19 protein-coding genes are annotated in these 24,911 nt (G+C 41.4%); 8 read left to right on the forward strand and 11 right to left on the reverse strand.

Going from position 1 to position 24,911, the window contains the following annotated elements; translation table 11 throughout:
- Positions 1–21 precede the first annotated feature (21 nt).
- From OU683_RS09635 to OU683_RS09645, 3 genes are read left to right on the forward strand one after another with little or no spacing between them, the layout of a single operon-like run.
- Positions 22–2,517 (forward strand): M14 family metallopeptidase, encoded by a 2,496-nt coding sequence (locus OU683_RS09635; RefSeq protein WP_268137635.1) that lies wholly within the window; start codon positions 22–24, stop codon positions 2,515–2,517.
- 5 nt (positions 2,518–2,522) lie between these two features.
- On the forward strand, positions 2,523–3,476 hold the full coding sequence (locus OU683_RS09640) for a calcium/sodium antiporter (RefSeq protein ID WP_268137638.1): 954 nt from the start codon (positions 2,523–2,525) through the stop codon (positions 3,474–3,476).
- 17 nt (positions 3,477–3,493) lie between these two features.
- On the forward strand, positions 3,494–6,328 hold the full coding sequence (locus tag OU683_RS09645) for a M16 family metallopeptidase (protein ID WP_268137640.1): 2,835 nt from the start codon (positions 3,494–3,496) through the stop codon (positions 6,326–6,328).
- A gap of 99 nt (positions 6,329–6,427) precedes the next feature.
- Here OU683_RS09645 and phoU read toward each other — a convergent pair whose 3' ends face one another.
- From phoU to OU683_RS09675, 6 genes are read right to left on the reverse strand one after another with little or no spacing between them, the layout of a single operon-like run.
- Complete coding sequence (phoU, locus tag OU683_RS09650; protein WP_268137642.1) at positions 6,428–7,111, reverse strand: phosphate signaling complex protein PhoU; 684 nt, start codon at positions 7,109–7,111, stop codon at positions 6,428–6,430.
- A gap of 10 nt (positions 7,112–7,121) precedes the next feature.
- Complete coding sequence (gene pstB / locus OU683_RS09655; RefSeq protein WP_268137644.1) at positions 7,122–7,916, reverse strand: phosphate ABC transporter ATP-binding protein PstB; 795 nt, start codon at positions 7,914–7,916, stop codon at positions 7,122–7,124.
- Position 7,917: 1 nt separating this feature from the next.
- Entirely contained in the window at positions 7,918–8,772 is an 855-nt protein-coding gene (gene pstA, locus OU683_RS09660) for a phosphate ABC transporter permease PstA (protein ID WP_268137646.1), read from the reverse strand.
- The gene (pstC, locus tag OU683_RS09665; protein WP_268137648.1) at positions 8,765–9,643 is read right to left on the reverse strand and encodes a phosphate ABC transporter permease subunit PstC; all 879 of its coding nucleotides are present in this window, start codon (positions 9,641–9,643) and stop codon (positions 8,765–8,767) included. The genes pstA and pstC overlap by 8 nt, the downstream gene beginning before the upstream one ends.
- 29 nt (positions 9,644–9,672) lie before the next feature.
- Complete coding sequence (locus OU683_RS09670; RefSeq protein WP_268137650.1) at positions 9,673–10,617, reverse strand: PstS family phosphate ABC transporter substrate-binding protein; 945 nt, start codon at positions 10,615–10,617, stop codon at positions 9,673–9,675.
- Positions 10,618–10,629: 12 nt separating this feature from the next.
- Positions 10,630–11,829 (reverse strand): porin, encoded by a 1,200-nt coding sequence (locus OU683_RS09675; protein ID WP_268137653.1) that lies wholly within the window; start codon positions 11,827–11,829, stop codon positions 10,630–10,632.
- Positions 11,830–12,103: 274 nt separating this feature from the next.
- Here OU683_RS09675 and OU683_RS09680 point away from each other — a divergent pair, with 274 nt between their 5' ends.
- The 4 genes from OU683_RS09680 to OU683_RS09695 all read left to right on the forward strand — a co-directional run bounded on the left by OU683_RS09680 (position 12,104) and on the right by OU683_RS09695 (position 15,859).
- Positions 12,104–12,793 (forward strand): TVP38/TMEM64 family protein, encoded by a 690-nt coding sequence (locus OU683_RS09680; protein WP_268137655.1) that lies wholly within the window; start codon positions 12,104–12,106, stop codon positions 12,791–12,793.
- The gene (locus OU683_RS09685; protein WP_268137657.1) at positions 12,780–14,024 is read left to right on the forward strand and encodes a cysteine desulfurase-like protein; all 1,245 of its coding nucleotides are present in this window, start codon (positions 12,780–12,782) and stop codon (positions 14,022–14,024) included. Before OU683_RS09680 ends, OU683_RS09685 begins: the two co-directional genes overlap by 14 nt.
- Before the next feature lie 3 nt (positions 14,025–14,027).
- A complete protein-coding gene (locus tag OU683_RS09690) occupies positions 14,028–14,702 on the forward strand; it encodes a TIGR02117 family protein (protein WP_268137659.1) in 675 nt (224 codons plus the stop codon).
- A gap of 98 nt (positions 14,703–14,800) precedes the next feature.
- Positions 14,801–15,859: a class I fructose-bisphosphate aldolase gene (locus tag OU683_RS09695; protein WP_268137661.1), complete on the forward strand. Its 1,059-nt coding sequence runs from the start codon at positions 14,801–14,803 to the stop codon at positions 15,857–15,859.
- Between the two features lie 231 nt (positions 15,860–16,090).
- Here OU683_RS09695 and rimO read toward each other — a convergent pair whose 3' ends face one another.
- From rimO to aceB, 5 genes are all read right to left on the reverse strand, one after another.
- Positions 16,091–17,437, reverse strand: a complete 1,347-nt coding sequence (gene rimO / locus OU683_RS09700) for a 30S ribosomal protein S12 methylthiotransferase RimO (RefSeq protein ID WP_268137663.1) — start codon at positions 17,435–17,437, stop codon at positions 16,091–16,093.
- A gap of 300 nt (positions 17,438–17,737) precedes the next feature.
- Positions 17,738–18,598: an aminotransferase class IV gene (locus OU683_RS09705; protein WP_268137665.1), complete on the reverse strand. Its 861-nt coding sequence runs from the start codon at positions 18,596–18,598 to the stop codon at positions 17,738–17,740.
- Positions 18,599–18,645: 47 nt separating this feature from the next.
- Complete coding sequence (locus OU683_RS09710; protein ID WP_268137667.1) at positions 18,646–19,818, reverse strand: pyridoxal-phosphate-dependent aminotransferase family protein; 1,173 nt, start codon at positions 19,816–19,818, stop codon at positions 18,646–18,648.
- 84 nt (positions 19,819–19,902) lie between these two features.
- Positions 19,903–21,528 carry an isocitrate lyase gene (locus tag OU683_RS09715; RefSeq protein WP_268137669.1) on the reverse strand — a complete coding sequence of 542 codons (1,626 nt, stop codon included), beginning with the start codon at positions 21,526–21,528 and terminating at the stop codon, positions 19,903–19,905.
- Between the two features lie 72 nt (positions 21,529–21,600).
- Complete coding sequence (gene aceB, locus OU683_RS09720) at positions 21,601–23,199, reverse strand: malate synthase A (RefSeq protein ID WP_268137670.1); 1,599 nt, start codon at positions 23,197–23,199, stop codon at positions 21,601–21,603.
- 118 nt (positions 23,200–23,317) lie between these two features.
- On the opposite strand from aceB, the gene OU683_RS09725 reads away from it, so the two are divergent.
- The gene (locus OU683_RS09725; protein ID WP_268137672.1) at positions 23,318–24,796 is read left to right on the forward strand and encodes a helix-turn-helix domain-containing protein; all 1,479 of its coding nucleotides are present in this window, start codon (positions 23,318–23,320) and stop codon (positions 24,794–24,796) included.
- Positions 24,797–24,911 lie beyond the last annotated feature (115 nt).

The following is a 24,911-nucleotide window of genomic DNA, read 5'->3' on the forward strand; positions in this document are numbered from 1 at the left end:
TAACATGGAAAAGTTCCCCTTATGAGAAAATTACCGGTCTTACTTACTGCACTTTTTGTAAGTTTCCAATTTGCATTTGCTCAGCAATCCCCAGAAGAATTTTTAGGTTATCCTCTTGGTACCAGCTTCACCCGCCATCATAAAGTGGTTGAATATTTTGAACATGTGGCTGAAAATTCACCCCTTGTAAAATTCCAAAAATACGGGGAAACCTATGAAGGAAGACCCCTCACCTATGCCGTAATTTCTACTGAAGAAAACCTGCAAAACCTGGAGGAAATTCGAAAAAATCATCTTCAAAATGCGGGTATAAGTACAGATTCTAATGCTTCACCGGCCGAAAAAGGCATTGTTTGGTTAAGTTATAACGTGCATGGAAATGAAACTTCCAGTACAGAGGCTGCAATGAAAACCCTTTATGAGCTTATCACTCAAAAGCAGGAATGGCTTAAGGATCTGGTGGTCATTATGGATCCCGCAGTAAATCCTGACGGCAGGGACCGCTATGTTAACTGGTATAAGCAGGTGAAGTCCACTCCCAATAATTCCGAACCTATGGCTGTGGAACATAACGAGCCATGGCCGGGTGGAAGACCCAACCACTACCTATTCGACCTTAATCGGGACTGGGCATGGGCAACACAGGCAGAAACCCGACAGCGTTTAGATATATACAACGATTGGTTACCTCATATCCATGTAGATTTTCATGAACAGGGCAGGAACGATCCATATTACTTCGCTCCCGCAGCAGAACCTTTGCATGAAGTGATCACTCCTTTTCAAAGGGAATTCCAAACCGAAATAGGAAAGAATCATGCAAAGTATTTCGATGAACAGGGTTGGCTTTATTTTACCAAAGAGAGGTTTGATCTTCTTTACCCGAGCTATGGCGACACTTACCCCACATATTTGGGTGCTATTGGAATGACCTATGAACAAGCGGGACATACAGGACTTGCAATACAAACAGATCATGGTTATGAACTTAACCTGGTGGACAGAATTGAGCATCACCACACTACGGGACTCTCAACAGTAGAAATTGCTGCTCAAAATGTGGACAGGCTGAATTCTGAATTTGCCAAATTCTACAATAATCCAGAAAAAGGGGCTGTCAATTATGTTCTTACAGGACATGAAGATAAGCTGGACCTGTTGAAGGAATTACTGGATCGCCACGAGATTTCCTATGCCATGCCACAACCGGGAAATATCAAAGGTTATGATCCTCTTAAAAAGAAAAACAGCAGGATTAAGGCCGACGAGAACACGCTGGTCGTAAGTACTGCACAACCTAAAGGTAAAATGGTGAAAGTTCTTTTTGAACCTTCAGCAAAACTTTCAGATTCTCTAACTTATGATATTACCGCCTGGAGCCTTCCATACGCGTATGGATTAGAGGCCATTTCCACCGGCTCCTCTGTCCCAACCCTTACGTCAAAAGATGAAGCCGAAATTATTAACCAGGCTTCTAAAACCGCTACAGCTTACATCACCGAGTGGAATAGCATGAAAGATGCAAGATTTCTAACTGCGCTTCTAAAAGAAGGAATCAGGGTTAGATTTACTGAAACAGCTTTAGAAAATTCAGGGAAGAATTTTGCTCCCGGAAGCCTTATCATAAACAGGATCGATAACAATAAAGTTGAAAATCTTGATGAGCTACTGGTTGATTTGGCCAATAAATATGAAAGAGAGCTTACCGCCGCTGCCACAGGTTTTTCAACTTCGGGACCAGATCTTGGCTCCTCCCAGGTGAAGGCTATAAATAAACCCCGAATTGGTCTTTTAAGAGGAGAAGGCACTTCTTCCCTTAATCAGGGGGAGCTTTGGTACTTTTTTGAACAGGACCTTAATTATCCTGTTACCTCCATCGACACCCGTTACTTTGGTGATATTGATCTTTCAAAACTGGATGTAATAATCCTACCCTCGGGTAACTATTCCGATCTATTTGATGAAAAAGGTCTGGATCGTCTTACTTCCTGGGTTCGTGGGGGTGGTAAAGTGATCGCCATAGGTCGCGCCATAAAAACTTTTGCAGGAGAAGAGGACTTTAATCTAAAGTTTAGCGACAAAGAAGAAGCGGACACCATCTCAAAACCGAATCTAGTGCCTTATGCCCAACGAGAAAGAGAAGAAATTAAAGATCTTATTACGGGCAGTATTATTGAAACCAAAATGGATAAAACACATCCCATGGCCTTTGGATATGAAGACAATTATCTAAGTCTTAAACTTAGTAATGATAGCTACAGCTTACTTAGCGAAGGCTACAATGTTGGATATCTTGAAGATTCTCCCAATATAGTTGCTGGATTTGTTGGTAATAATGCAAAGGAAAAAATTAAAAACTCCCTCACATTTGGAGTAGAGCCAATGGGAGAGGGAAGTTTTATTTACCTGGTAGATAATCCATTATTCCGCGCATTTTGGCAGAATGGGAAACTCCTTTTGGTGAACTCCATTTTCTTTGTTGACAATAGTGAAATTAAAAATTACGCCACTAAATAACTCTTATGCTTGTAGATATTCTTTTGTTACTGGGCGGCTTTGTCGCTCTTATATATGGAGCAAATGCTCTTGTTGATGCTGCTTCAAGTCTGGCTGCACGATGGGGTGTGCCCAGCATTGTTATAGGTTTAACCATTGTTGCTTTTGGAACCTCGGCTCCCGAGCTGGTGGTGAATGTCTTTGCCGCCACTACAGGAAGTACAGACATGGTCCTTGGAAATGTCCTGGGAAGTAACATTTTCAACGTTCTTGGGATACTGGGTATTTCTGCCCTTATTTATCCCTTAACCGTAAAAAGTAATACTACCTGGATAGAAATTCCTCTGAGCTTACTTGCTGCTATTTGCGTGCTGGTGGTAGCATCAGATATTTTACTTGACGGTACAGCCGAAAACTTTATTTCCAGAAGTGACGGGATCATTCTCCTGCTTTTCTTCCTTATTTTTCTCGTTTATAATCTTGTTGTTGCCAAAAGCGGTGGCGCAGATGAAGAGATGGAGACAAAGGATTACAGCACAGGGAAAGCTGTGCTTTTTATTATCCTTGGATTAGTGGGATTGATAATTGGCGGAAGATTAATTGTGACCAGCGCCGTTAGTATAGCCGAAGTTATAGGCCTTTCTGAAAGGGTTATTGGTTTGACCGTGGTTTCAATAGGAACTTCCCTACCCGAGCTGGCAACCTCTATAATCGCGGTGCGAAAGAAAAATGTAGATATCGCGATTGGGAACGTAGTCGGGTCGAACATCTTTAACATTTTCCTCATCCTGGGAATATCGGGAACCATTGTGCCTCTTGGAATAAACCCCGACTCCCTCTTCGATATTATGATTAATATCCTAACAGGACTATTGCTCTTTATCTTCGTCTTCACCGGTCGTGGCCGGAAAGTGGAGCGGTGGGAAGGCGCGGTTTTTGTTATCTGCTATGTCGCATACGTCACCTATTTAATAATTTAATTCTGAATAGATTCTGAATGAGAACATCTTTAAAATTTTATTTCCTGGTATTTCTGGTTTCGGTTTTCACCGGAAGTGCCCTGGCACAGCAAACGGCTGAAGCTACCGGTTTTGAAGTGGATTTTGAAACCTTTACCCTTGATAACGGGTTAAAAGTTATTTTTCACGTAGACCGATCTGACCCTGTAGTTGCTGTAGCTCTTACCAGCCATGTAGGTTCTGCCCGCGAAAAGGAAGGAAGAACAGGCTTTGCACACCTTTTTGAGCACCTGTTGTTCCTCGAATCTGAAAACCTTGGAAAAGGTGGTCTGGATAAACTCAGCGCCCGTATTGGGGGAAGTGGGGCCAACGGTTCTACCAGTCGTGACCGTACAAATTATTTTCAAACGGTTCCCAATGACGCTCTTGAAAAGATGATCTGGGCAGAAGCCGATAAACTTGGTTATTTTATAAATACAGTTACAGAGCCTGTACTTGCAAAAGAAAAGCAGGTAGTAAAAAATGAGAAAAGGCAGGCTGTTGATAACCGGCCTTATGGTCACACTCAGTATGTGATCGACAAAAATCTTTATCCAGAAGGTCATCCTTATAGCTGGCAGGTGATAGGTTCTCTTGAAGACTTGCAAAATGCAACGCTTGCAGATGTAAAGGAATTCTTTAACCGCTGGTACGTTCCTAATAATGTTGTGCTCACCATAGCCGGAGACTTTAATACAGACCAGGCAAAAGAATGGGTTGAGAAGTACTTTGGAGAAATTGAAAGAGGTCCAGAAGTGAAAGATCTTGACAAAAGACCTGCAGGCCTTGAGCAGACAAAGAAGTTATATTTCGAAGATAACTTTGCGAGGCTACCCGAATTGACAATGGCCTGGCCTTCGGTTCCTTCCTATGACAAAGATTCTTATGCACTGGATGTACTGGCAAATTACCTTGCTGAAGGTAAGAATGCTCCTTTCTATAAAGAGTTGGTTGCGGATAAAAAATTGACACCCAACGTTAGGATGTACAACTACAACTCCGAACTGGCAGGGCAATTCATGTTACAGGTTAGGGCTTATGACGGGACCGATCTTGACAAGGTACAATCGGCAATTGAAGAAACATTCAAAAAGTTTGAAAAGGAAGGAATTTCAGAAAAAGATCTAAAACGAATTAAAGCGGGACAGGAAACCTCCTTTTACAACAGCCTTTCAAGCGTACTGGGAAAAGGTTTCCAGCTGGCACAGTATGAGATTTTTGCCAATGATCCCGATATGATTAACAAGGAGATTGAATACATCCTTGCCGTTACTCCGCAGGATGTGATGAGGGTCTACAAGAAATACATTCAGAATAAGCCTTTTGTAGCCACTAGTTTTGTTCCGAAAGGACAGGTGGAACTTGCGCTTGAAGGCTCAAAACCTGCTGAAGTTGAAGAAGAGGAGATCGTAATGGGAGCCGAGCAGGAATTCGATCTTGAAGAGGAGGTGACTTACCAAAGAACTCCCTCCAGTTTTGACCGCACTGTGGAACCTCCTTATGGAGATTCCCCTCAAGTAAAAGTTCCTGAAATTTGGGAGGACAAACTTGAAAAAGGTCTTGCGATCTACGGGATCACAAATTCTGAAGTCCCTCTTGTGCAATTCATGCTCGAGATCAAAGGGGGAATGTTGCTGGAAGATCCTTCCAAAATAGGAGTTTCGAATTTACTGGCCAACTTGCTTACTAAAGGAACCAAAAACAGGACTCCGCAGGAACTCGAAGAAGCCATTGAACTTTTAGGTGCAAATATTCGTGTAGACGCCACAGATGAGAAAATGATCATAAGCGGCAGTACCCTGGCTAAGAATTTTGATGAGACCATGGATCTTGTAAGGGAGATACTTCTTGAACCAAGATGGGATGAAGAGGAATTCTCTTTGGTAAAACAACAGGTTATAAGCCGCATTCAGCAGGAAAAAGCTTCTCCAAATAACATCGCTTCAGATGAATTTAAGAAACTCATATTTGGAAAAGACCACATTTTATCTCACAATAATCTTGGAACCGAAGAATCTGTAGCCCAGATCTCGCTCGAGGATCTTAAGAATTATTACAATAAAAACTTGTCCCCAGACCTCGCCTCCTTCCTGATTGTTGGAGATATTGACCAGGAGGCGGCCATTGCTGAAGTTGAAAAGCTTACTGAAGATTGGAGTGTCAAAAATGTCATTTTTGAAGATCTTGCTGAAGTGACTCCCCCGGCCGAATCCCAAGTGTACTTTTATGATGTTCCCGGAGCTAAGCAATCGGTTTTACATATAGGCTATCCTGCTTTAGCCCAAACAGATGAAGACTTTTTCCCGGCTACTGTGATGAATTACAGACTTGGGGGTGGTAGTTTTGCCTCACAACTCACCCAGGAACTTAGGGAAGGAAAAGGTTATACCTATGGAATTCGTTCGGGGTTTGACGGCAGCACCATTACCGGTCCCTTCCTTATTTCCAGCGGAGTGCGATCTAATATCACTTTTGAAGCCGTAGATCTAATAAAGGAAATTCTTGAAGATTATCCCGAAAATTTCAATGATCAGGACCTGGAGGTAACAAAAGGCTTTATGATTAAAAGTAATGCGAGGAAATTTGAAACCCTTGGCTCAAAACTGCAAATGCTCCGCGAAATAAGCAATTTTAACAAGCCTAAGGATTATGCACTGCAGCAGGAAGAAACGGTGAGAAATATAACAGTACCCCAAATTAAAGCACTTGCTCAAAAATACGTGAACCCGAACAAGATGTATTACCTCATTGTAGGAGATGCAGCGACACAATTAGAGCGCCTTGAGGAACTGGGATTTGGGAAACCTGTTCTTCTGAATGAGGAAATGGAATAGTACATATGAACTTACTAAATAAAAAATGCCCGGAACTTCCGGGCATTTTTTATTATTGAGAATAGCTTTAGGGTCCAAAATCCCGGGGGCTGATCCTTATTAAGAATCTTTCTTCTTCCCACCTTTTTTCTTGCGGTGTTTAAGAACTTCAGCCTCCCTGAAGAAAATGATCTCTTCAGCAATATTGGTGATAAGATCTCCTATCCTCTCTACCTTTTTTATTACTGAAAATAACAACATGACCTGATCGATGACTTGAGGATTTGCCTTTACTTCTTCAGAAATAATTTCGAAAGATCTCATATTTATCTCATTGAGGATTTTATCTTTCTTAAATACTTTACGGGCCACTTTAGTGTCTGAATTAGTATACGCCAGGGTGATGTCCTCAAGCATGGATAGACCCGTGGTGAACATCTCCTGAACCCGCATCCTTTCCAACAACCTGGGTTCAATTTTCGTGTCGATCTTGACTATATAATTGGAGATCCCATAAGCATGGTCGCCAACACGCTCCAGGTCAAAATTAATTTTTCTTAATGCTAAAACAAAGCGTAAGTCGCCGGCCACAGGGTTGTGAAGTGCGATAAAGCGTTCACAGTCGCGGTCGATTTTAAGATCAAGCGCGTTGACCCTGTTTTCTGTATGCATCACTTCTTCGGCAAGATCACTATCGTGATTGAAGAATGCTTCCTGTGCATTTTCCAGCTGCTTTTTACAAAGCTCCAGCATTTCAAGCCCGGCCGAATTTAATGCCTCTCTATTTTGATCTAAACTTATCATGATGTATCATTTATCCGAACCTACCGGTAATATAATTCTCGGTTTGCTGTTTTTCGGGGTTGGTAAATAGCTTTTTAGATTTATCGTATTCTATTAGTTCTCCCATATAGAAAAAAGCAGTGTAATCACTTAATCTTCCCGCCTGCTGCATGTTATGGGTAACAATTACAATTGTATATTTTTCCTTTAGCTCATAAATTAGTTCCTCGATCTTTGCAGTGGAAATAGGGTCTAAGGCAGAGGTTGGTTCATCCATTAGAATAATAGAAGGTTCTACAGCCAGAGTGCGGGCGATGCACAAACGTTGTTGCTGCCCACCCGACAATGCCAGGGCAGATTTGTTAAGATCATTTTCTACCTCACTCCACAAGCCCACCTGCTTAAGAGAATCTTCAACTTTGTCTCTTAGATAATTCTTATCCTTTATACCCTGGATCTTAAGTCCATATGCCACATTTTCATAGATGGATTTAGGAAAAGGATTTGGCTTTTGAAAAACCATTCCAACCTGTTTCCTTAGCTGTTCAACATTGACTTTCTTCTTATAAATATTTTCCCCGTCAATGAGAATTTCCCCTTCCATTCTAAAACCATCCACATAGTCATTCATACGGTTAAAAAGCCTGAGAAAAGTTGATTTCCCACATCCGGAAGGCCCTATAAAGGCGGTAATTTTATTTGCCCTAATGTTCATGTCAATACCTTTTATCGCCTTGAAATCATCATAAAAAACCTTTACCTCCTTAGCCTGAAGTTTGTGTTTTCTTTTTAGAGATTTATCTATTGTGTCTTTTTTTTCTTTCATCTTATTTTAATTTACTCTGCCACCTGTTCCTGAAGTACACCGCGATCCCGTTCATAACAAAGGTAATCAACAAGAGGATAATGATGGCTGCCGCCGCATTGACTTCAAAGCCGTGTTGCGGTCGGGAGATCCAGTTAAAGATCTGTATGGGTAATACCGAAAATTCATCCAAAGGCGACGCTGGCGCGAATGGCACGTATGCCAAAGCTCCAATCACGATCAAAGGTGCTGTTTCTCCAACCGCTCTGGACAAAGCCAGAATGATCCCGGTGAGGATCCCGCCAAAAGAAGCCGGTAAAAGCTGTTGAGAGATAGTCTGCCACTTTGAAGCTCCAAGAGCATAAGAAGCATCTCTAATGGACTTGGGAACTGCCTTTATAGATTCCCTGGTAGAAACGATCACAATAGGAAGAATTAACAGCGCAAGCGTAAAACTTCCCGCCAGGATACTGGCTCCCATTTCAAGTATTCTTACAAAAACTTCAAGACCTAATAATCCGTAAATAATGGAGGGTACGCCCGCAAGATTGGAAATGTTTACTTCAAGTAATGACGCCATCTTACTTTCTTTAGCATATTCCTCAAGATAGATCGCAGCTGCAATTCCAACGGGCAGTGCTATGATCGTCGTTAGGACGAGGATCCAGACACTTCCCATAAGCGCCGTGAAAATTCCGGCTCTCTCAGCCTTCCTGGAGGGCAGACTGGTAATAAAATCCCAGTCAATCCTTTGTATACCGTCCACAAATATGGAACCTATAAAGATCGTAAGTAAGATTAATCCCAGAAAAGTACAGGCAATCCCCCAAAACTTAAAAACCTGATCAAGTAGTCTGTTTTTTTTAATATTATTCATATTTCTCCCTGAATTTTTTCCTGATCCTGTAACTAATAGTGTTGAGCAGGAAGGTGAAAATGAAAAGTGTAATACCCGCAGCAAAAATTGTTCGGTATTCCAAAGAACCATGCTGTACGTCTCCCAGACTCACCTGTACAATATAGGCAGTAATGGTCTCCACCGGCACAGTGGGGTCAAAGGTAAGTCGTGGTTGTTGACCTGCCGCAATGGCCACGATCATGGTCTCTCCAATAGCCCTTGAAATTGCCAGGATTATTGATACCACTATTCCCGAAGAAGCTGCAGGCACCAGCACCCTGAATGAATTCTGAAGCTTGGTGGAACCCATTCCATAGGCCGCTTCCCTAAGGGAATTTGGAACGGCGTGTAGCGCGTCCTCACTTAAAGAAGAGATAAAAGGAATGATCATAATTCCCATTACCAGTCCCGCCGAAAGAGAGTTAAAACCCGAAAGCGATGGAATAAATGACTGGAGGAACGGAGTCACTACAGTAAGAGCAAAGAATCCATAAACTACAGTGGGTACGGCCGCAAGTAATTCCAGAAGAGGTTTGATCGTCTTCCTAAAACTTCGCGGTGCGTATTCACTTATATAGATACTTATTGAAAGTCCTATTGGAACCGCAAAAAGTATGGCTATAAAAGAGGTAAGAAGGGTTCCCGAAAGTAAAGGCAGAATTCCGAAATGTTTATCGGTATAAAGAGGAGTCCATTGAGTATCTGTAAGAAAATCAACTATAGACACCTCACTAAAAAACCTTATTGCCTCAATTGAAAGAACAAGGATAATGCCCACAGTCACCGCAATGGTGACCAGAGCACTGGCCTGTAATCCTTTTTCAATAACTCTTTCTTTTATTTTCCTCATGTTCCCGAAGGCATTAGGTCCCAAAAATGTTATTCCTGAGCATTATTTTCTTTAACGAAAGCAGCGAATTTCTCCCTCTCTCTCTGGTATTCTTCTGTAGTAAGTGGAATATATCCAACATCTTTAAGTAATTGCGGAGCCTCTTCAAGATAAAACTCCACGAAATCTACCACTGCAGGATTTTCCAGGGAAGAACTGTTTACGTAGATAAAGAGTGGACGGGAAAGCGGTGCGTAAGTGCCTTCACTTACAGTTTGGGCAGATGGTTCAATACATCCTTCTCCTCCGTCTACAGCTACCATTCTCAATTTATCTGAATTCTCCTCGTAATAAGCCAGTCCAAAGAACCCAAGACCATATTTATCTCCAGAAACTCCCTGCACCAAAACATTGTCGTCTTCACTTGCCGTATAATCTCCACGGCTGCTTCCGCTCTCTCCAACAATTGCTTCTGTGAAGTAATCAAAAGTACCTGAAGCTACTCCGGGACCAAAAAGGTGAATTTCTTCATCTGGCCAAGAAGGATCGATCTGGTTCCAACGGGTAATAGTTCCCTGTGCTCCTGGCTCCCAAATCTTTTTAAGTTGTTCTACAGTCAAGCATTGCACCCAGTCATTCTCTGGGTTTACCACAACAGCAAGTCCGTCATAAGCAACTTCAAGTTCAACAAAATCTATATTATTTCCTTCTGCAATGGCTTTTTCATCCTCCTTGATAGGACGGGAGGCATTGGTGATCGCAATTTCTCCCCTGCCAAATTTTTGAAATCCTCCACCGGTACCCGAAACTCCAATGGTAACATCGGTATCAGGTGCTTCGGCACGATATTCTTCGGCTATAGCTTCGGTAATAGGATAAACTGTACTGGAACCATCAATAGCTATGGCAGTTCCATTTCCACCGTCTTCTTTTTTGGTATTTCCGCAGGAAGCAAGGGAAATTGTTATTGCTGTTAATAAAATAAGCTTTTTCATAATTTGTCTTTGTTATAATTGTAATTCAAGTTGTAATCTATACATAAGACCATCATCCAGCCCCAAATTCATATCGGTATAGCTAAGATCGGTCTGCACTTTGAGTTTATGGCCCACAAAATATTTAGAGAGGGCAAGAGTGTATTGGTTCTCTACGGCCTGAGTCACTTCATCTTTAAGATCAATATTGGTATATCTTCCCACCAGCTGCAGGTTATTCCTGAATAAATAACCGGCCTGCAGGTTAATTCCACTACCGGCATTTACAGCATCACCTGTTAAACTGCCATCTGTATCCCTTGCAAAAATGTCATTGGCATCGCGGTACGCATATTCTCCCATTGCAGAAAATCCCTGGTACTTAAACATCGCATCCACAAAAATGGTAGAGATATCGGCTTCAAAAAAGCCATTTTCAATGAACATGTAGTTCCCCGCATTAGATCTGGTTCTAACAGCATTGTCATTATAGTCATAGGAAAACCCCACAGCCAGTTTAGGATTGTCTTCCCTGGCAAAGTCGGCTCCTGCGTAGTCTTCGAAATTTCCCATAGGCAGGAATTCCAGTCTTGCAGTATATTGATAGCCACCAAGGTTACCGGTGGTCACGTTGCGACCTTCGCCCTGGGCGATAGATAAGGCTTCTCTCATGATAAAATCCCCGCCAAGAGATGTTTCATGATGTAGCTGTATCCCAAGATCACGCCCAAGATTAAAACGGCTGTTAACCAGGGAACGATCTACAGTTTCAAGGCTTCCTGAAGAGATCAACTGCTCTCTGTTTCCAGGCAATTTTGTCTGGCCGGCCCATAATTCAAAATTTCCGTAAAAATTCCACATTACCACCGCGTCAAGAATGTACCTTGGTGCATCACTGGTAAAACCTGAAGCTCCCGAAATGTCCCTGTTGGACAAACCAAGCTGTAATTTATATTTTAAACGGGGTGAATAAGCAAAACCGTCAAACTTAAGACGGGCCCGTCGTATAAGGAAAGCAGATTCTCCTGTTCCAAAACCATCATCTTCGGTAATCACCCAATCAGAAGTAAAGAGAGTCTGCATTCTCAAGCCCATCTTCATACTGTAGGAGCTATCCTGAGCTACCACGTTAATAAGGCCTTTTCCAAATTTGTTCTCTGTAATATCCTGACCATAAAAATGAATGGAAAGAAATAGGCTTATGGCTGTTAACCAGCCGGTTCTAATTCTCATGATTTCTTAATTTTTGTCACAGCAAAGAACAAGAATCAATGTTAATTTAATGTTACCCCGAAATTATCAATAAGTAAAAAGGTTGCCCGAAAGGACAACCTTACTACATACATCTAAATCGACAAAAACTAAGAATATATGAGTACTCAAAAATGCTATTTTCAAGCCTTTTTAATGTCACCTTAATTTAAATTTTAGATTAATATTTTTATTATCAGACTGTTTCCGGGCTGCTGATTTTTTTTTCTAACTTGTACTCAAACTAACTTCTGGTTTGGGCAAATCATTTCTTAAAAAGTATGCTTCCTTTATTATAAGTTTTGGCATTTTGGCTATCCTGGTGATCCTGTACTTTAATTATCCTCCTTTTCAAAAATCATTACAGGAAGCCTGGAATGTCCTGCTTAGCGAAGATGAGCAACGTATCCAGGAGTACGTGCAGCAGTTTGGAGCCCTGGGTCCCCTGGCTATTATTGTCTTTACAATTCTGCAAATGTTCCTCATCATATTTCCCTCCTGGCTGCCCATAATTGTAGGGGTACTGGCCTATGGATTCTGGTGGGGAATTTTGATCAACCTGGTGGGAGTGGGAATTGCCTCTACCCTTGGTTATTTTATCGGAAAAAGATTTCAGAATGTATTTATCAGCGAAAAGAAATATGAAAAGATGAAGTTTTGGATTAAAAACTACAGTTTTGGAACTGTAATACTTTTTAGGGTTTCACCGTTCTTTTCAAATGATGCGATAAGCTTTATTGCAGGAATCTTTAGAATGAGCTATAAAAAGTTCATCCTCGCCACTTACGCAGGAATGATCCCGCTGTCACTTGCGGTAGGTTATTTTTCCACCGATATTGATAAGCTGGAAAATGGCCTCTACTGGATAGGTGGGATAGGAGCCGCTCTCTATGCCATTTATATTTATATTGACCATAAAAGAAAAAAGAAAGATGCAAAAAAATAAATTCCCGGTTGAAGAAGTAAGGGCGCAGTTTCCTGCTTTAAATTTTAAAAATAAGGAGCAGGTTTTTCCAATTTATTTTGACGGCCCCGGCGGCACCCAAATGGTGCAATCCTGCATAGATCGAATGTTGGAATATATAGAAACCGGAATGGCCAATCTCCATGGAACTTTTTCCACAAGCCAAAAGACAGATGCTTTACTCGAAGAGGCAAAAGAAGCAGTGGGAGATCTACTTAATTGTTCTGCAAAAGAAGTGGCGTTTGGTCAAAACATGACCAGCCTGGCATTTCAGGTTGCAAACAGTTTGCGAACTCTGTTGCAGGAAGGGGATGAAATTTTAGTAACCCAACTGGACCACCGTGCCAATGTCGACCCATGGATCTACCTGGCAAAAGAGACCGGTGCAACTGTGAAATGGATTCCTGTTGACAAGGAAAAACTGGTGCTCGATCTTAGCGATCTTGACAGCCTCATCAACAAGAATACCCGGGTGGTGGCCATTGGCCTATCCTCCAATCTTACAGGAACCATAAGTGATGCAAAAAAGATCTTTGAAACGGCTAAAAAGGTAAATGCCATCACTATTGCAGATGCAGTACACGCAGTACCTCATTTTCTCGTAGATAAACAAGAGCTGGGAAGCGACATTCTCTTTTGCTCTGCCTATAAGTTCTTTGGACCACACCTGGGAATCGCTGCAATTAAAGAAGAACTTTTTGAACAACTGGAAATCGCGAAACTTAAACCCGCTCCAAGCCAGATTCCCTATAAGCTTGAAACCGGCACCCAAAATCATGAAGGGATCGCCGGACTTTGCGGCGCCATAAGCTTTATCGAGAACCTTGGCAGCGGAAATTCACGTCGACAAAAACTTAGTTCGGGAATGCAAGCCATAAAAAGCCATGAAGAAGAGCTAATGACAGAACTGCAAAGTTTCCTGAATTCAATCCCTGAAGTAACTCTTTATCGTGCCGGAAATGAGGTGAACAAAACTCCCACTTTTGCTTTCAAAATTAAAGGCATTCACTCCCGGGAGGCCACAAAATTTTTTGCTGAAAAATTTAATCTGTGTATTGCCGATGGTCACTTCTACGCCTCTACCATGGCCGAAGTTTTCCCGGTGATGGAAACCGGGGGTTGGATAAGGATTGGGCTGGCCCCGTACAACACCCTCGGAGAGATCGCAATATTCAAAACTGCACTTAAAGATCTCCTCCTCATGAAATCCTAAAAAATGATCGTTCGGGTAATAAAATTCTTCGCCAAAGGCCTGCTGGCTTTTTTAATGCTTTTGCTGCTGTACTTCGTGGCGGCATTAATAGGTTCGGCCATTCCTGTGAATACAGACAGGCAGGCTGGTGGAGATATTACTATCTACCTGCGAACGAACGGGGCTCATACAGATTTTATCTTTCCGGTAGAAAATAACGTCATGGATTGGGAGCAAATGATCGATTCCACATATATCCTCTCTAAAAAGGGAAATTACGATTACATTTCTTTTGGCTGGGGAGATCTGGAGTTTTACCGGAACACACCGGAATGGAGTGACCTTACCTTTCCCACAGCCATGCAGGCCGTTTTCCTGCCAACCCCCTCGGCTATGCATGTAGAATTTGAATCCCCTCCCCGTTTCGATCAGCCTACTGTGCCTATCAGAGTAACAGAAGAGGAATACCGAACACTTGTGGATTATGTAAAATGGAGCTTCCAGAAGGATTTTTCTGGAAATGTGAGACCGGTTCCCGATTTGCATTACAATCAAAACGACGCCTTCTTTTATGCAAAAAGGTCCCTCAACTCTTTTTACACCTGTAATACCTGGGTTAATAATGGTTTAAAAGAAGCTGGTCTACCCGCTTGTTTATGGACCCCTTTTGACGAAGGCATCTTCTACAAGTACCATTGATTTTATACATTTTTTAAGATGTAGCTGCTTAAGATTAAATGTAAAAATCTTAACTTCAGCCTTATACGTTTTAAACCAACCCGTCAAACCACATTTTTATGAGTAATCTAAAAAAGATCACCGAGCTTCTTGGAGATGAAGCTTCCTACCTGCTAGAACACCGCAGTGAAAAGATTTCTAAAGAAAGATTAACTATTCCCGGCCCTCATACGGTTGACAATTTTGCTGAAAGTGACCGCAATCCACAGGTCCTCAAAAGTATTTCCCAACTTTACAACCATGGTGCACTTGGAGGAACAGGTTACCTCAACATTTTACCTGTTGACCAGGGAATAGAACACAGCGCGGCTGCTTCTTTTTATAAGAACCAGGATTATTTTGATCCCGAAAATATCATCAAACTTGCCCTGGAAGCAGGCTGTAACGGTGTAGCATCAACCTTTGGCGGTCTTGCATTACACGCGCGAAAGTATGCACACAAAATTCCCTTTGTTGTGAAAATCAATCACAATGAGCTGCTTACTTATCCCACCAAATACGACCAGATCCCCTTTGGAAGTGTTCGCGAGGCGTGGGACATGGGTGCCACTGCAATTGGCGCTACCATTTACTTTGGAAGTGAAGAAAGTACCCGACAGATCCAGGAAATAGCTGCAGCGTTTGAAGAAGCCCACCAGCTGGGAATGGCAACTATTCTTTGGTGCTACACCCGGAATTCAGCTTTTAAAAAGGACGGAAAAGATTACCATTCGGCTGCCGATCTTACCGGACAGGCGAACCACATCGGAGTAACCATTAAAGCCGATGTGATTAAACAAAAACTTCCCGAAACCAACTTTGGATTCCAGGACATCAACTTTGGAAAGCATTCAAAAGAAATGTACGAGAGTCTTTCCACAGATCATCCTATCGACCTTTGCCGGTTGCAGGTTGCTAATTGCTATATGGGGAAAATTGGGTTAATCAACTCCGGTGGTGGCTCCGAGGGAGATTCAGATTTTAAGGCGGCAGTAAAAACGGCGGTCATCAATAAACGCGCCGGCGGCTGCGGACTCATTATGGGAAGAAAAGCATTTCAAAGGCCTCTAAAAGACGGAGTTGAGATCCTTCAAAGTGTACAGGAAGTTTATTTGACAGATGAGATCACCGTGGCTTAGAAAGTATTGAGAAGTTAGTTTTGAGTATTGAGATATTTACAAACCTGCAGGGTTTTTTAATGAAACCGCTGTCAGGGCTATAAGCCGCTGACAGGGTTGCGGAAGAACCCTTTCTGGGTTTGGAACTCTGAAGGAGTTGACCTAATTCAGAAAAAAACCTCACAGGTTTTGAAAACCTGTGAGGTTTGATAAAAAATATATTTTACTGCCAACTAATAAACTGCGTACTGCCTACTGATTAAAAAGTACCTTCCTCTTTGGCTTTTCCACGTTCGCATTCACCGGTTCTCCAAAAAGGTCAAAATCGGCGGCATCTGTTATTTTAACATCGTAGAAATCTCCGGTTTTAAGGTAGATCTTGGTCGCGTCGATCAAAACTTCATTATCCACATCGGGGGAATCGTGCTCGGTTCTTCCCACATAATTTTCGCCTTCTTTGCGGTCGATAACCACCCTAAAGGTCTTTCCAATTTTCTGCTGATTCAGTTCCCAGGAGATCTGCGACTGAATTTCCATGATCTCATTGGCTCTCTCCTGCTTCACCTCCTGTGGCACATCATCTTCAAGGTTATAAGCATGTGTATTCTCTTCATGAGAATAAGTAAAACAACCAAGACGTTCAAAACGCATGTCTTTTACCCACTGCTTCAGCTCTTCAAAATGAGCTTCAGTTTCTCCGGGATACCCAACAATAAGAGTGGTTCTAATTGCCATTTCGGGCACCCTGTTACGGAATTCCTTCAGTAAGTTTGTTGTTTTCTCATGAGTGGTTCCGCGTCGCATTGATTTCAGAAGATCATCAGAAATATGCTGCAACGGAATATCAAGATAGTTACAAACCTTTGACTCCCTTTTCATCAGGTCCAAAACATCCATTGGGAAACCAGTTGGAAAAGCATAATGTAACCTGATCCATTCAATTCCCTCCACCTTTACCAGGTTCTCAAGAAGTTCAGCGAGGTTTCTTTTTTTATAGAGGTCAAGCCCATAGTAAGTAAGATCCTGCGCAATAAGGATCAGTTCTTTCACTCCCTGAGCAGCAAGTTTACGCGCCTCTTCCACAAGATTTTCAATTGGAGTGGATTTATGTTTTCCGCGCATCAAAGGTATGGCACAAAATGAACACGGCCTGTCGCAACCTTCAGCGATCTTGAGGTAAGCATAATTCTTCGGAGTTGTGGTAAGACGTTCCCCTATTAGTTCATGCTTATAATCGGCTTCCAGGGCAGCAAGAAGTTCGGGCAGCTCGGTAGTTCCGAAGTATTGGTCAACGTTAGGGATCTCTTTTACAAGATCTGGCTTGTAGCGTTCACTAAGACAACCGGTCACAAAAACCTTATCCACTTCTCCCTGTTCCTTTAATTCTACGTATTCTAAAATGGTATTTACAGACTGTTCTTTTGCGTTGTCAATAAAACCACAGGTGTTGATCACCACTATATTTCCTTCCTGCTCATGCACCACATCCTTGTTGTTCGCCTTAAGCTGCCCCATAAGGATCTCACTATCATAGACGTTCTTGCTGCAGCCAAGGGTGACCACATTGATCCTGTTCTTTTTTAATGACTTTGTTCTCATACTATATATTTTCACCTGTCAAACCTCGCAAGTTTCTAAAACCAAGGAGGTTTCAGAAAATAAGGTCTTTCAAAGCGGGTGCAAAGATACAACCTAAAATGACAAATCTAACATTCAAGGGTTTAAGCTTTTAAAATTCCCGTTTAGCGAAATTTTTTCCTCCTGCGGAACTACTATCCCAGATTAAAACTCTGAAATAAATTCAGGGTGACGCTCTTCATGTGCTCGTCATGCTGAACTTGTTTCAGCATCTGATTTGGAAGACCCTGAAATAGATGCTGGGTGACCCTTTTTGAGTTCCTATCTCCTTGTCCTTTTAATAAATTCCTCCTGCAGGAGTCTTGTAATTTCACCTTTTTGAGAGGTAAATACTTCTTTACCTTCTAGGGTCACAGAGGACACAGGAGCGACCTGAGTAGTGGTGCCGGTGAGAAAGATCTCATCTACATCTGGTAGTCCCGCTACTGGAAAAGCCTCTTCTTTTAAAGGAATTTCCAGCTCACGACATAGGTCTATCATCACCTTCCTCGTAATGCCAGAGAGGATCTGCCGGCCTTCGGGATGGGTATAGACAACTCCATTTTTTACGAAGAAAATCGTGGTGTGGGAGCCTTCAGTGAAAACGCCGTTGCGGAATAAAAGGTTTTCATCATAACCGGCGGAGATGGCGGCATCATTCGCCATAGTATTGGCCAGTAATGCTGTCGACTTGATGTCGCACCTGTGCCAGCGGAGATCTTCTGAAGCGATTACTTTCCAGAACCTGTCTTTAAAGTTAGTAAGATCCACCCGGAAAGCGTAAAGCAATAAAGTTGGCTCTGCATCTTCGGGAATGAAGTGAGAACGAGGTGCTTTTCCGCGGGAGATCTGCAGGTAAACCGCAGCATCTTCCGAAGAAAAAGAGGATCGCCTTACCGCTTCCAGCATCAACTTTTCAAGGATAGAAGCATCAAAATCAATATTCATTTCCTTAAGGCAATATCTCACCCTTGCCAAATGATCCTGCAGCCGAAAAGGTTTTCCGCTGTAAAAAGGTGTCACCTCATAGATCCCATCCCCGAACATAAAGGACCGGTCAAAAACAGAAACAAAAGCGTCTTCAGGTTTTTTCCATTTATCATTCAGGAAAACTTCGGCAGGATAGAATTTTTTGTTTTTCATTTAAAGGCTACTTTTCCAATATTTTTATAAAAAACTCTGCGTCTCAATTAATTAGATCCTAAAAGCACATTTTGAAAAGCCTGCAAACTTTTCCCTGAATTTATATCGTGACCCAGTTCTGATAAGGCACGTTCCAATGCACCCAAAACCGCAATAAGATCATTTGCAGATACAGAGCCCATATGGCCGATCCTAAAGTAATTGGTTTTTATTTCTGAAAGTAATCCTCCCGCGAGTATCACATCACTCTCGGCTACTTTGGAAAGTAACGCCGTGCCATCCATCCCTTCCGGGTAATAGACAGCAGTAAGCGTATTAGCGGCTATTTCATTTCTTTCAGGTAAAATTTCTAGATCTAAGGAAGAGACCCCTTCACGAAATGCTTTTGCCAAAATTTGATGTCTTTTTACCCTTTCCTCTACGCCTTCTGCAGCTATGATCTTAAGGCTTGCTTCTAAGGCAACAATTAAATTGACTGCAGGTGTTCCAAAATAAGAAGGTCTTCTTTCTTCATAAGCTTTCATTATGGGCAACCAATTATTCCAGTCGGCATAATAATTAGATACAGGCATTTTTCTTTTTTTCCAGACCTCCATCGCTTTCTGTGAGGCTATTAAAAGAGCGAGCCCGGGAGGTACACCAATAGCCTTTTGAGAACCTGTTAAAACAACATCAAGCCCCCATTCATCCTGATCAATCTCTTCACCCGCAACCGAGCACACCCCATCTAAGATACTTAGAGTGTTATATTTTTTCGCTAATTGCGCTATAGGCTTTGGCTCTACCAACACTCCGGTAGAGGTATCAACATGAGTAATGGTCAAAGCTTTGTATTGTTTGGATTGAAGCTCTTTTTCAATTGCTTCGAGGCTTACAACATCACCTATTGGAGCTTCCAGAATGGTAGTTTCAGCACCATAGCGATCCATGATATCTTTAAAACGGTGACCAAAGTATCCTGTGGAAATCACCAACACACGATCCCCTTGTTCCACGAGATTGGCGGCTGCCATATCCATAGCCAGAGTGCCGGTTCCGGCGACGATGAAGGGTTGGCCTTTTGGAGACTTCCATACTTCTCGCATGAGCTCAAGGCTGTTCCCGAAAGTCTCTATAAAATCTGGTGCAACATGGCTTTGAGTTGGTATTCCCATGGCCTGTAAAACTTCCGGTTCAAATTCTATAGGACCGGGAATCATAAGTAGTTTTCTGCCTTTCATTATTTTTATTTCTATTTATAAGATGCTCTAAAATAATAAATGCGATATACCTGGATATCGCATTTATTAATCAATTTTATTAAATTATTTATCGAGAACAGGCTCCCGTTCAGTAACAGTTTCATGTTCTTTGAACTGATTACTTGTATTTTTTTCGCCTCCCGCTTTTAAAGCTTTTTCTCCGGCAAAGAAGCTCTTATGATCATCTCCAAGATCGGAACCTGCCATACGCTGATGTTTGACACAGGAAACGCCCTTACGAATTTCCTGTCTTTGAACCCCTTTTACATAGGCTAACATGCCTTCTTCAGAAAAATAACCTGCTGTTAGGTCATTCATGTGAAGGGCCGTTGTATGATAGGTTGGCAACGTGATCAAGTGGTGGAAAACCCCTGCTTCTCTTGCAGCATCGATCTGGAAAGTTTTAATCTTTTTATCTGCTCTAAAGCATAATTCGGTATCATCATATTCCGAACACATCAAATTATTCCTGTCATAACCGGTCATATTTTCACCCTCTGCAAACATATCATCATAAGCCTGGTGACGAAAGTTTAAGGTCCAGTTAAAGGATGGAGAGTTATTGTAAACCAGCTTGGCGTTGGGCACAACTTCTTTTACCCGGTTCACCATGTGGGCGATCTGTTTGACATTGGGAGTGGGAGTCTCGATCCATAGAAGATCTGCTCCATTTCGAAGACTTGTTATACAGTCTAACACCACCCTGTCTATGTTTGAACCATCTTTAAATTTGAACAAACCATTAGCCAGTCGCACGGGACGCATTAATTTCCCGTCTCTTTTTAGAAGAACGTCATCTTCTTTGGCATCGTTGATTTCAATTTCTTCAGCTTCTATAAAGGCTAAATACTGAGATGCCAGATCCCCCGGCTCCTGACTTACCGGAAGCTTTTGAGTTAAACCGGCACCTTCAGAATCTGTTCTTGCTACTATAATACCGTCTTCCACACCTAATTCAATAAATGCATATCTAATGGCATTTAATTTGGCAATAAAATCTTCATGAGGCACGGTAACTTTTCCGTCCTGATGTCCACATTGTTTGGCATCAGAAACCTGATTTTCTATCTGAATGGCACAAGCCCCGGCCTGGATCATTTTTTTAGCTAATAAATAGGTCGCTTCTTCATTCCCGAAACCGGCGTCAATATCGGCAATAATAGGAACTACGTGTGTTTCAAAATTATCAATTTGATCCTGTACATCTTCTCCTTTCTCAAGTCTTTTAAAGAGATCGTTTAACTCAATAGCATCTGCCTGACGTAAAAAATCATAAATTTCATTTATTAAGGAAGGAACAGCAGTTTTTTCGTGCATAGATTGATCTGGCAGCGGTCCAAATTCTGAACGCAACGCAGCAACCATCCAACCGGAAAGATACAGGTATTTCTTACTGGCAGTTTTGTGATGCTTTTTGACAGCTATCATATTTTGCTGCGCCACAAAACCATGCCAGCTACCCAAAGACTGGGTGTATTGAGATGGATCTTCATCATACTCTGCCATATCATTTCTCATAATGGCCGCTGTATATCTCGCAATATCCAATCCTGTTCTAAACCTGTTTTGGGTAACCATCCTGGCTGCGCTTTCAGGATTTATTGAATTCCATGTTTCTCCATACTTTTCTTTTAGGTTTTTTACAGCCTCTAATGCAGAGCTGTAATTTGTTTGTGGTTGATTTTTCATAATTTTGTTAGATGTTATTTATTATTAATAATTAGATCCTGTTGATTGTTGCCGCAATCGCAGGATTGTTTTTTATAGGTATTGATATGCCGGGAGGGTTAAGAACTCTTCAAATTTTTCTGAGAGAACTAATTTGTCAAAAAGCTCTATAGCAAGTTTATAGCGGTTGTTGTAGTTAGAGGTCCCTCCGTATTCTTTTAAGATTTTTTCGACCTCATCATTCAAAAGATATATGTACAATTCCGTATTGAATTTGCGTCCGTCTTCCAGTACGACTTCGTGCTTTAACCATTGCCAAACCTGTGTTCTTGAAATCTCGGCAGTAGCTGCATCTTCCATTAGGTTATATAGCGCTACAGCACCATAACCTCTTAACCAGGCTTCCATATATAGAATCCCGACATTGATGTTTTTTCTTATCCCGGCTTCTGTAACAGTACCTTTCGGTATTTCCACAAGGTCTTCTTCGGAAATATTGATGTCTTCACGAGTGACGTGTAATTGATTTGGGGTTGGCATATGCTTGTTGAACTCCGCCATAGCTACTTCAACTAATGCAGGATGAGCAACCCATGTACCGTCATGACCATTTTTAACTTCACGCTCTTTATCTTTTCTTACTTTTTCTATAGCAGCTGCGTTGGCCTTTTCATCATTTTTAATAGGAATTTGAGCAGCCATACCGCCAATAGCATGGATGCCACGTTTATGGCAGCGTTGAATAACTAGCTTGGAATACGCCTCCATGAAAGGAGTGGTCATGGTAACCTGGTCCCGGTTTGGCACTACAAAGTCTGGGTGGTTTCTGAATTTTTTGATGTACGAAAATATGTAATCCCATCGTCCACAATTAAGGCCTACAATATGATCTTTAAGTTCGTATATGATCTCGTCCAACTGAAAACTTGCAGTAATGGTTTCAACAAGAACGGTGGCCTTAAATGTCCCTTTAGGCACTTCCAGGTATTCCTGGGCGAAAGTAAACACTTCGTTCCACCAGCGTGCTTCCATATAGTGCTCCAACTTTGGAAGATAGAAGTAAGGGGCGGTATTATTCTTCAACAAGGTTTGGGTGTTGTGGAACACGTATAAACCGAAATCAACCAGGCTACCTGAAGTTTCTTCGTCATTGATTATAATATGTCTTTCATTTAAATGTAAACCTCTGGGTCTAAGCATCAAGACTGCAGTCTCCTGATTAAGGCTATAAGATTTACCCCGATCTGAATCTACCAGTGAAATTGTCTTTTTATTGGCATCTATAAGATTTTGTTGACCTTCAATAACATTTTGCCATGTAGGCGCAGTGCTGTCCTCCAGGTCTGCCATAAATGTCCTGGCTCCGGAATTTAGAGCATTTATTACCATCTTTCTGTCTGCAGGTCCTGTGATTTCGACCCGTCTGTCCTGTAAATCTTCAGGGATTTTGTCCGCACTCCAGTCACTTTCCCTAATTGATTTAGTCTCTGGTGAGAATTCAGGTAATTTTCCTTCATCAAAAACTTTTTGCTGGTTTACTCTTTTTTCCAAGAGAAAAAGTCTTTCTCCATTAAATCTTTCATGAAGTGCCGCTATAAAAGTTAAGGCATCATCTGTCAGGATTTCCGGATAATAATTCTTCGCATCCCTTGAGAATTTTAAACTAGGTATTTTTAAAGTTTTGGTTTCCATGGTTTTAGTGTTTTACATGACAATATTAAAGGAAAGTTTTCTAAAAAACAAGCGAACGTTCGCTAAAACCAAATATTCGCAAAATATTAAGATTCGCGAAAATGCCTATATTTGAATTATGGAAGAAGATTACATCAAATTAATTTTTGGCCTGAAGCTAAAGCAGATAAGGACTGAGAAGAATTTGTCTTTATTCGGACTGTCGAAACTTTCCGGTTTATCAAAGTCTTATTTAAATGAAATTGAAAACGGAAAAAAATACCCTAAACCAGATAAAATAGCTTTGCTTTCAGATAAACTGGAAGTTCCCTATGATCAAATGGTCTCTTTAAGGCTGGATAAAAATTTAGCTCCAATTGGGGAACTATTACAGTCCAAAATTCTAAAAGAAATCCCATTGGATCTCTTTGGCATTAAGGAAAGTAATTTAATAGATATAGTCGCCAATGCACCTACAAAAGTGACTGCATTTATAAGTACTATTATTGAAATTGCACACCATTACAGCTTTAGCAAGGAAAGCTTCTTTCTGGCTGCTGTACGTTCTTTTCAGGAAGCGAATAACAATTATTTTGATGATTTAGAACAACAGGTTTTAAAATTCTCAAAAGCCTATCAGGTAGAATTAACAAGGTCTCTTACATCAAAAGATCTGGAGGAGATCCTGACTGAAGAATACGGTTACATCATCAACGATAGTGAATTAAGTAAAAATGAAGCTTTAGGAAACCTGCGATCTTTACTTGTGCCTCAAACCAATACGCTGTTGCTCGCGAACGGGATCGATGAATCCCAACGCACTTTTATTTTCGCAAAAGAAATTGCATATAATTACCTGGAAATAAAAGACAGGCTTCATACTTTTCCCTGGATCAAATTCCAGAGGTTTGACCAGGTACTTAATAATTTCTATGCCTCTTATTTTGCCGGCGCACTAGTCATTCCTAAAGATGATTTGACTTCACAACTAGAAACTATTTTTGAAAAAGAGACTTTTGATGAAGCTCTTTTTCTTCAAATGCTGGAAGGCTTCAACGCTTCACCAGAAACATTTTACCAGCGATTGACCAATATCCTGCCCAAAGCGTTTAATATTAAAAATTTATTCTTTTTAAGGTTTACTCATAAGGCAGGCACAGAACAATTTTACCTGAACAAGGAACTTCATTTATCACATCAGCATTCCCCGCGGGCCAATGAAACCAATGAGCATTATTGCAGGCGATGGGTGTCTTTGAGAGGTTTAAAAGAAATAAGTAAAAGTAAGAAACCTCATGAGTTTGGGCTTCAAATTTCTCATTATCCCAGTCATGGGAAAACTTATCTAGTGATCTCGTCTGCAACTAAAGATCCTTTTCGAAACAACCAGTATAGAAGTATAAGTATAGGTTTATTGATCAATAAGCAACTGGAGCGGAAGCTTAAGTTTTTGGAAGATCCAACTATTAACCGGCGCGAGGTTGGAGTTACCTGTGAACGCTGTGGTATTATTGATTGTGAGGTAAGACAGGCTCCCGCAGTTATTCTGGATAAAGAAGCTAAGAATAAGAAGATAGAAAGGATTGTGGAGGAATTAAATGCCAGATTTCAGGTCTAATAGCGCTCATTTAAACCCCTTAAACTTTCGTTGAAGAAAATTTTTAAAAACACTGCACAAAAAACCGTGAGGTAATTATCTGAATGGCTTCGGTTTAATTAAAGGAAATATCTTC

Source organism: Salinimicrobium sp. TH3, assembly GCF_026676115.1.
In the GTDB taxonomy this organism is placed as follows: Bacteria; Bacteroidota; Bacteroidia; order Flavobacteriales; family Flavobacteriaceae; genus Salinimicrobium.

Coding starts and splice junctions, on each gene's coding strand:
- OU683_RS09635 (WP_268137635.1), top strand. CDS start 22: ATGAGAAAATTACCGGTCTTACTTACTGCACTTTTTGTAAGTTTCCAA.
- OU683_RS09640 (WP_268137638.1), top strand. CDS start 2,523: ATGCTTGTAGATATTCTTTTGTTACTGGGCGGCTTTGTCGCTCTTATA.
- OU683_RS09645 (WP_268137640.1), top strand. CDS start 3,494: ATGAGAACATCTTTAAAATTTTATTTCCTGGTATTTCTGGTTTCGGTT.
- phoU (WP_268137642.1), bottom strand. CDS start 7,111: ATGATAAGTTTAGATCAAAATAGAGAGGCATTAAATTCGGCCGGGCTT.
- pstB (WP_268137644.1), bottom strand. CDS start 7,916: ATGAAAGAAAAAAAAGACACAATAGATAAATCTCTAAAAAGAAAACAC.
- pstA (WP_268137646.1), bottom strand. CDS start 8,772: ATGAATAATATTAAAAAAAACAGACTACTTGATCAGGTTTTTAAGTTT.
- pstC (WP_268137648.1), bottom strand. CDS start 9,643: ATGAGGAAAATAAAAGAAAGAGTTATTGAAAAAGGATTACAGGCCAGT.
- OU683_RS09670 (WP_268137650.1), bottom strand. CDS start 10,617: ATGAAAAAGCTTATTTTATTAACAGCAATAACAATTTCCCTTGCTTCC.
- OU683_RS09675 (WP_268137653.1), bottom strand. CDS start 11,829: ATGAGAATTAGAACCGGCTGGTTAACAGCCATAAGCCTATTTCTTTCC.
- OU683_RS09685 (WP_268137657.1), top strand. CDS start 12,780: ATGCAAAAAAATAAATTCCCGGTTGAAGAAGTAAGGGCGCAGTTTCCT.
- OU683_RS09690 (WP_268137659.1), top strand. CDS start 14,028: ATGATCGTTCGGGTAATAAAATTCTTCGCCAAAGGCCTGCTGGCTTTT.
- OU683_RS09695 (WP_268137661.1), top strand. CDS start 14,801: ATGAGTAATCTAAAAAAGATCACCGAGCTTCTTGGAGATGAAGCTTCC.
- rimO (WP_268137663.1), bottom strand. CDS start 17,437: ATGAGAACAAAGTCATTAAAAAAGAACAGGATCAATGTGGTCACCCTT.
- OU683_RS09705 (WP_268137665.1), bottom strand. CDS start 18,598: ATGAAAAACAAAAAATTCTATCCTGCCGAAGTTTTCCTGAATGATAAA.
- OU683_RS09710 (WP_268137667.1), bottom strand. CDS start 19,818: ATGAAAGGCAGAAAACTACTTATGATTCCCGGTCCTATAGAATTTGAA.
- OU683_RS09715 (WP_268137669.1), bottom strand. CDS start 21,528: ATGAAAAATCAACCACAAACAAATTACAGCTCTGCATTAGAGGCTGTA.
- aceB (WP_268137670.1), bottom strand. CDS start 23,199: ATGGAAACCAAAACTTTAAAAATACCTAGTTTAAAATTCTCAAGGGAT.
- OU683_RS09725 (WP_268137672.1), top strand. CDS start 23,318: ATGGAAGAAGATTACATCAAATTAATTTTTGGCCTGAAGCTAAAGCAG.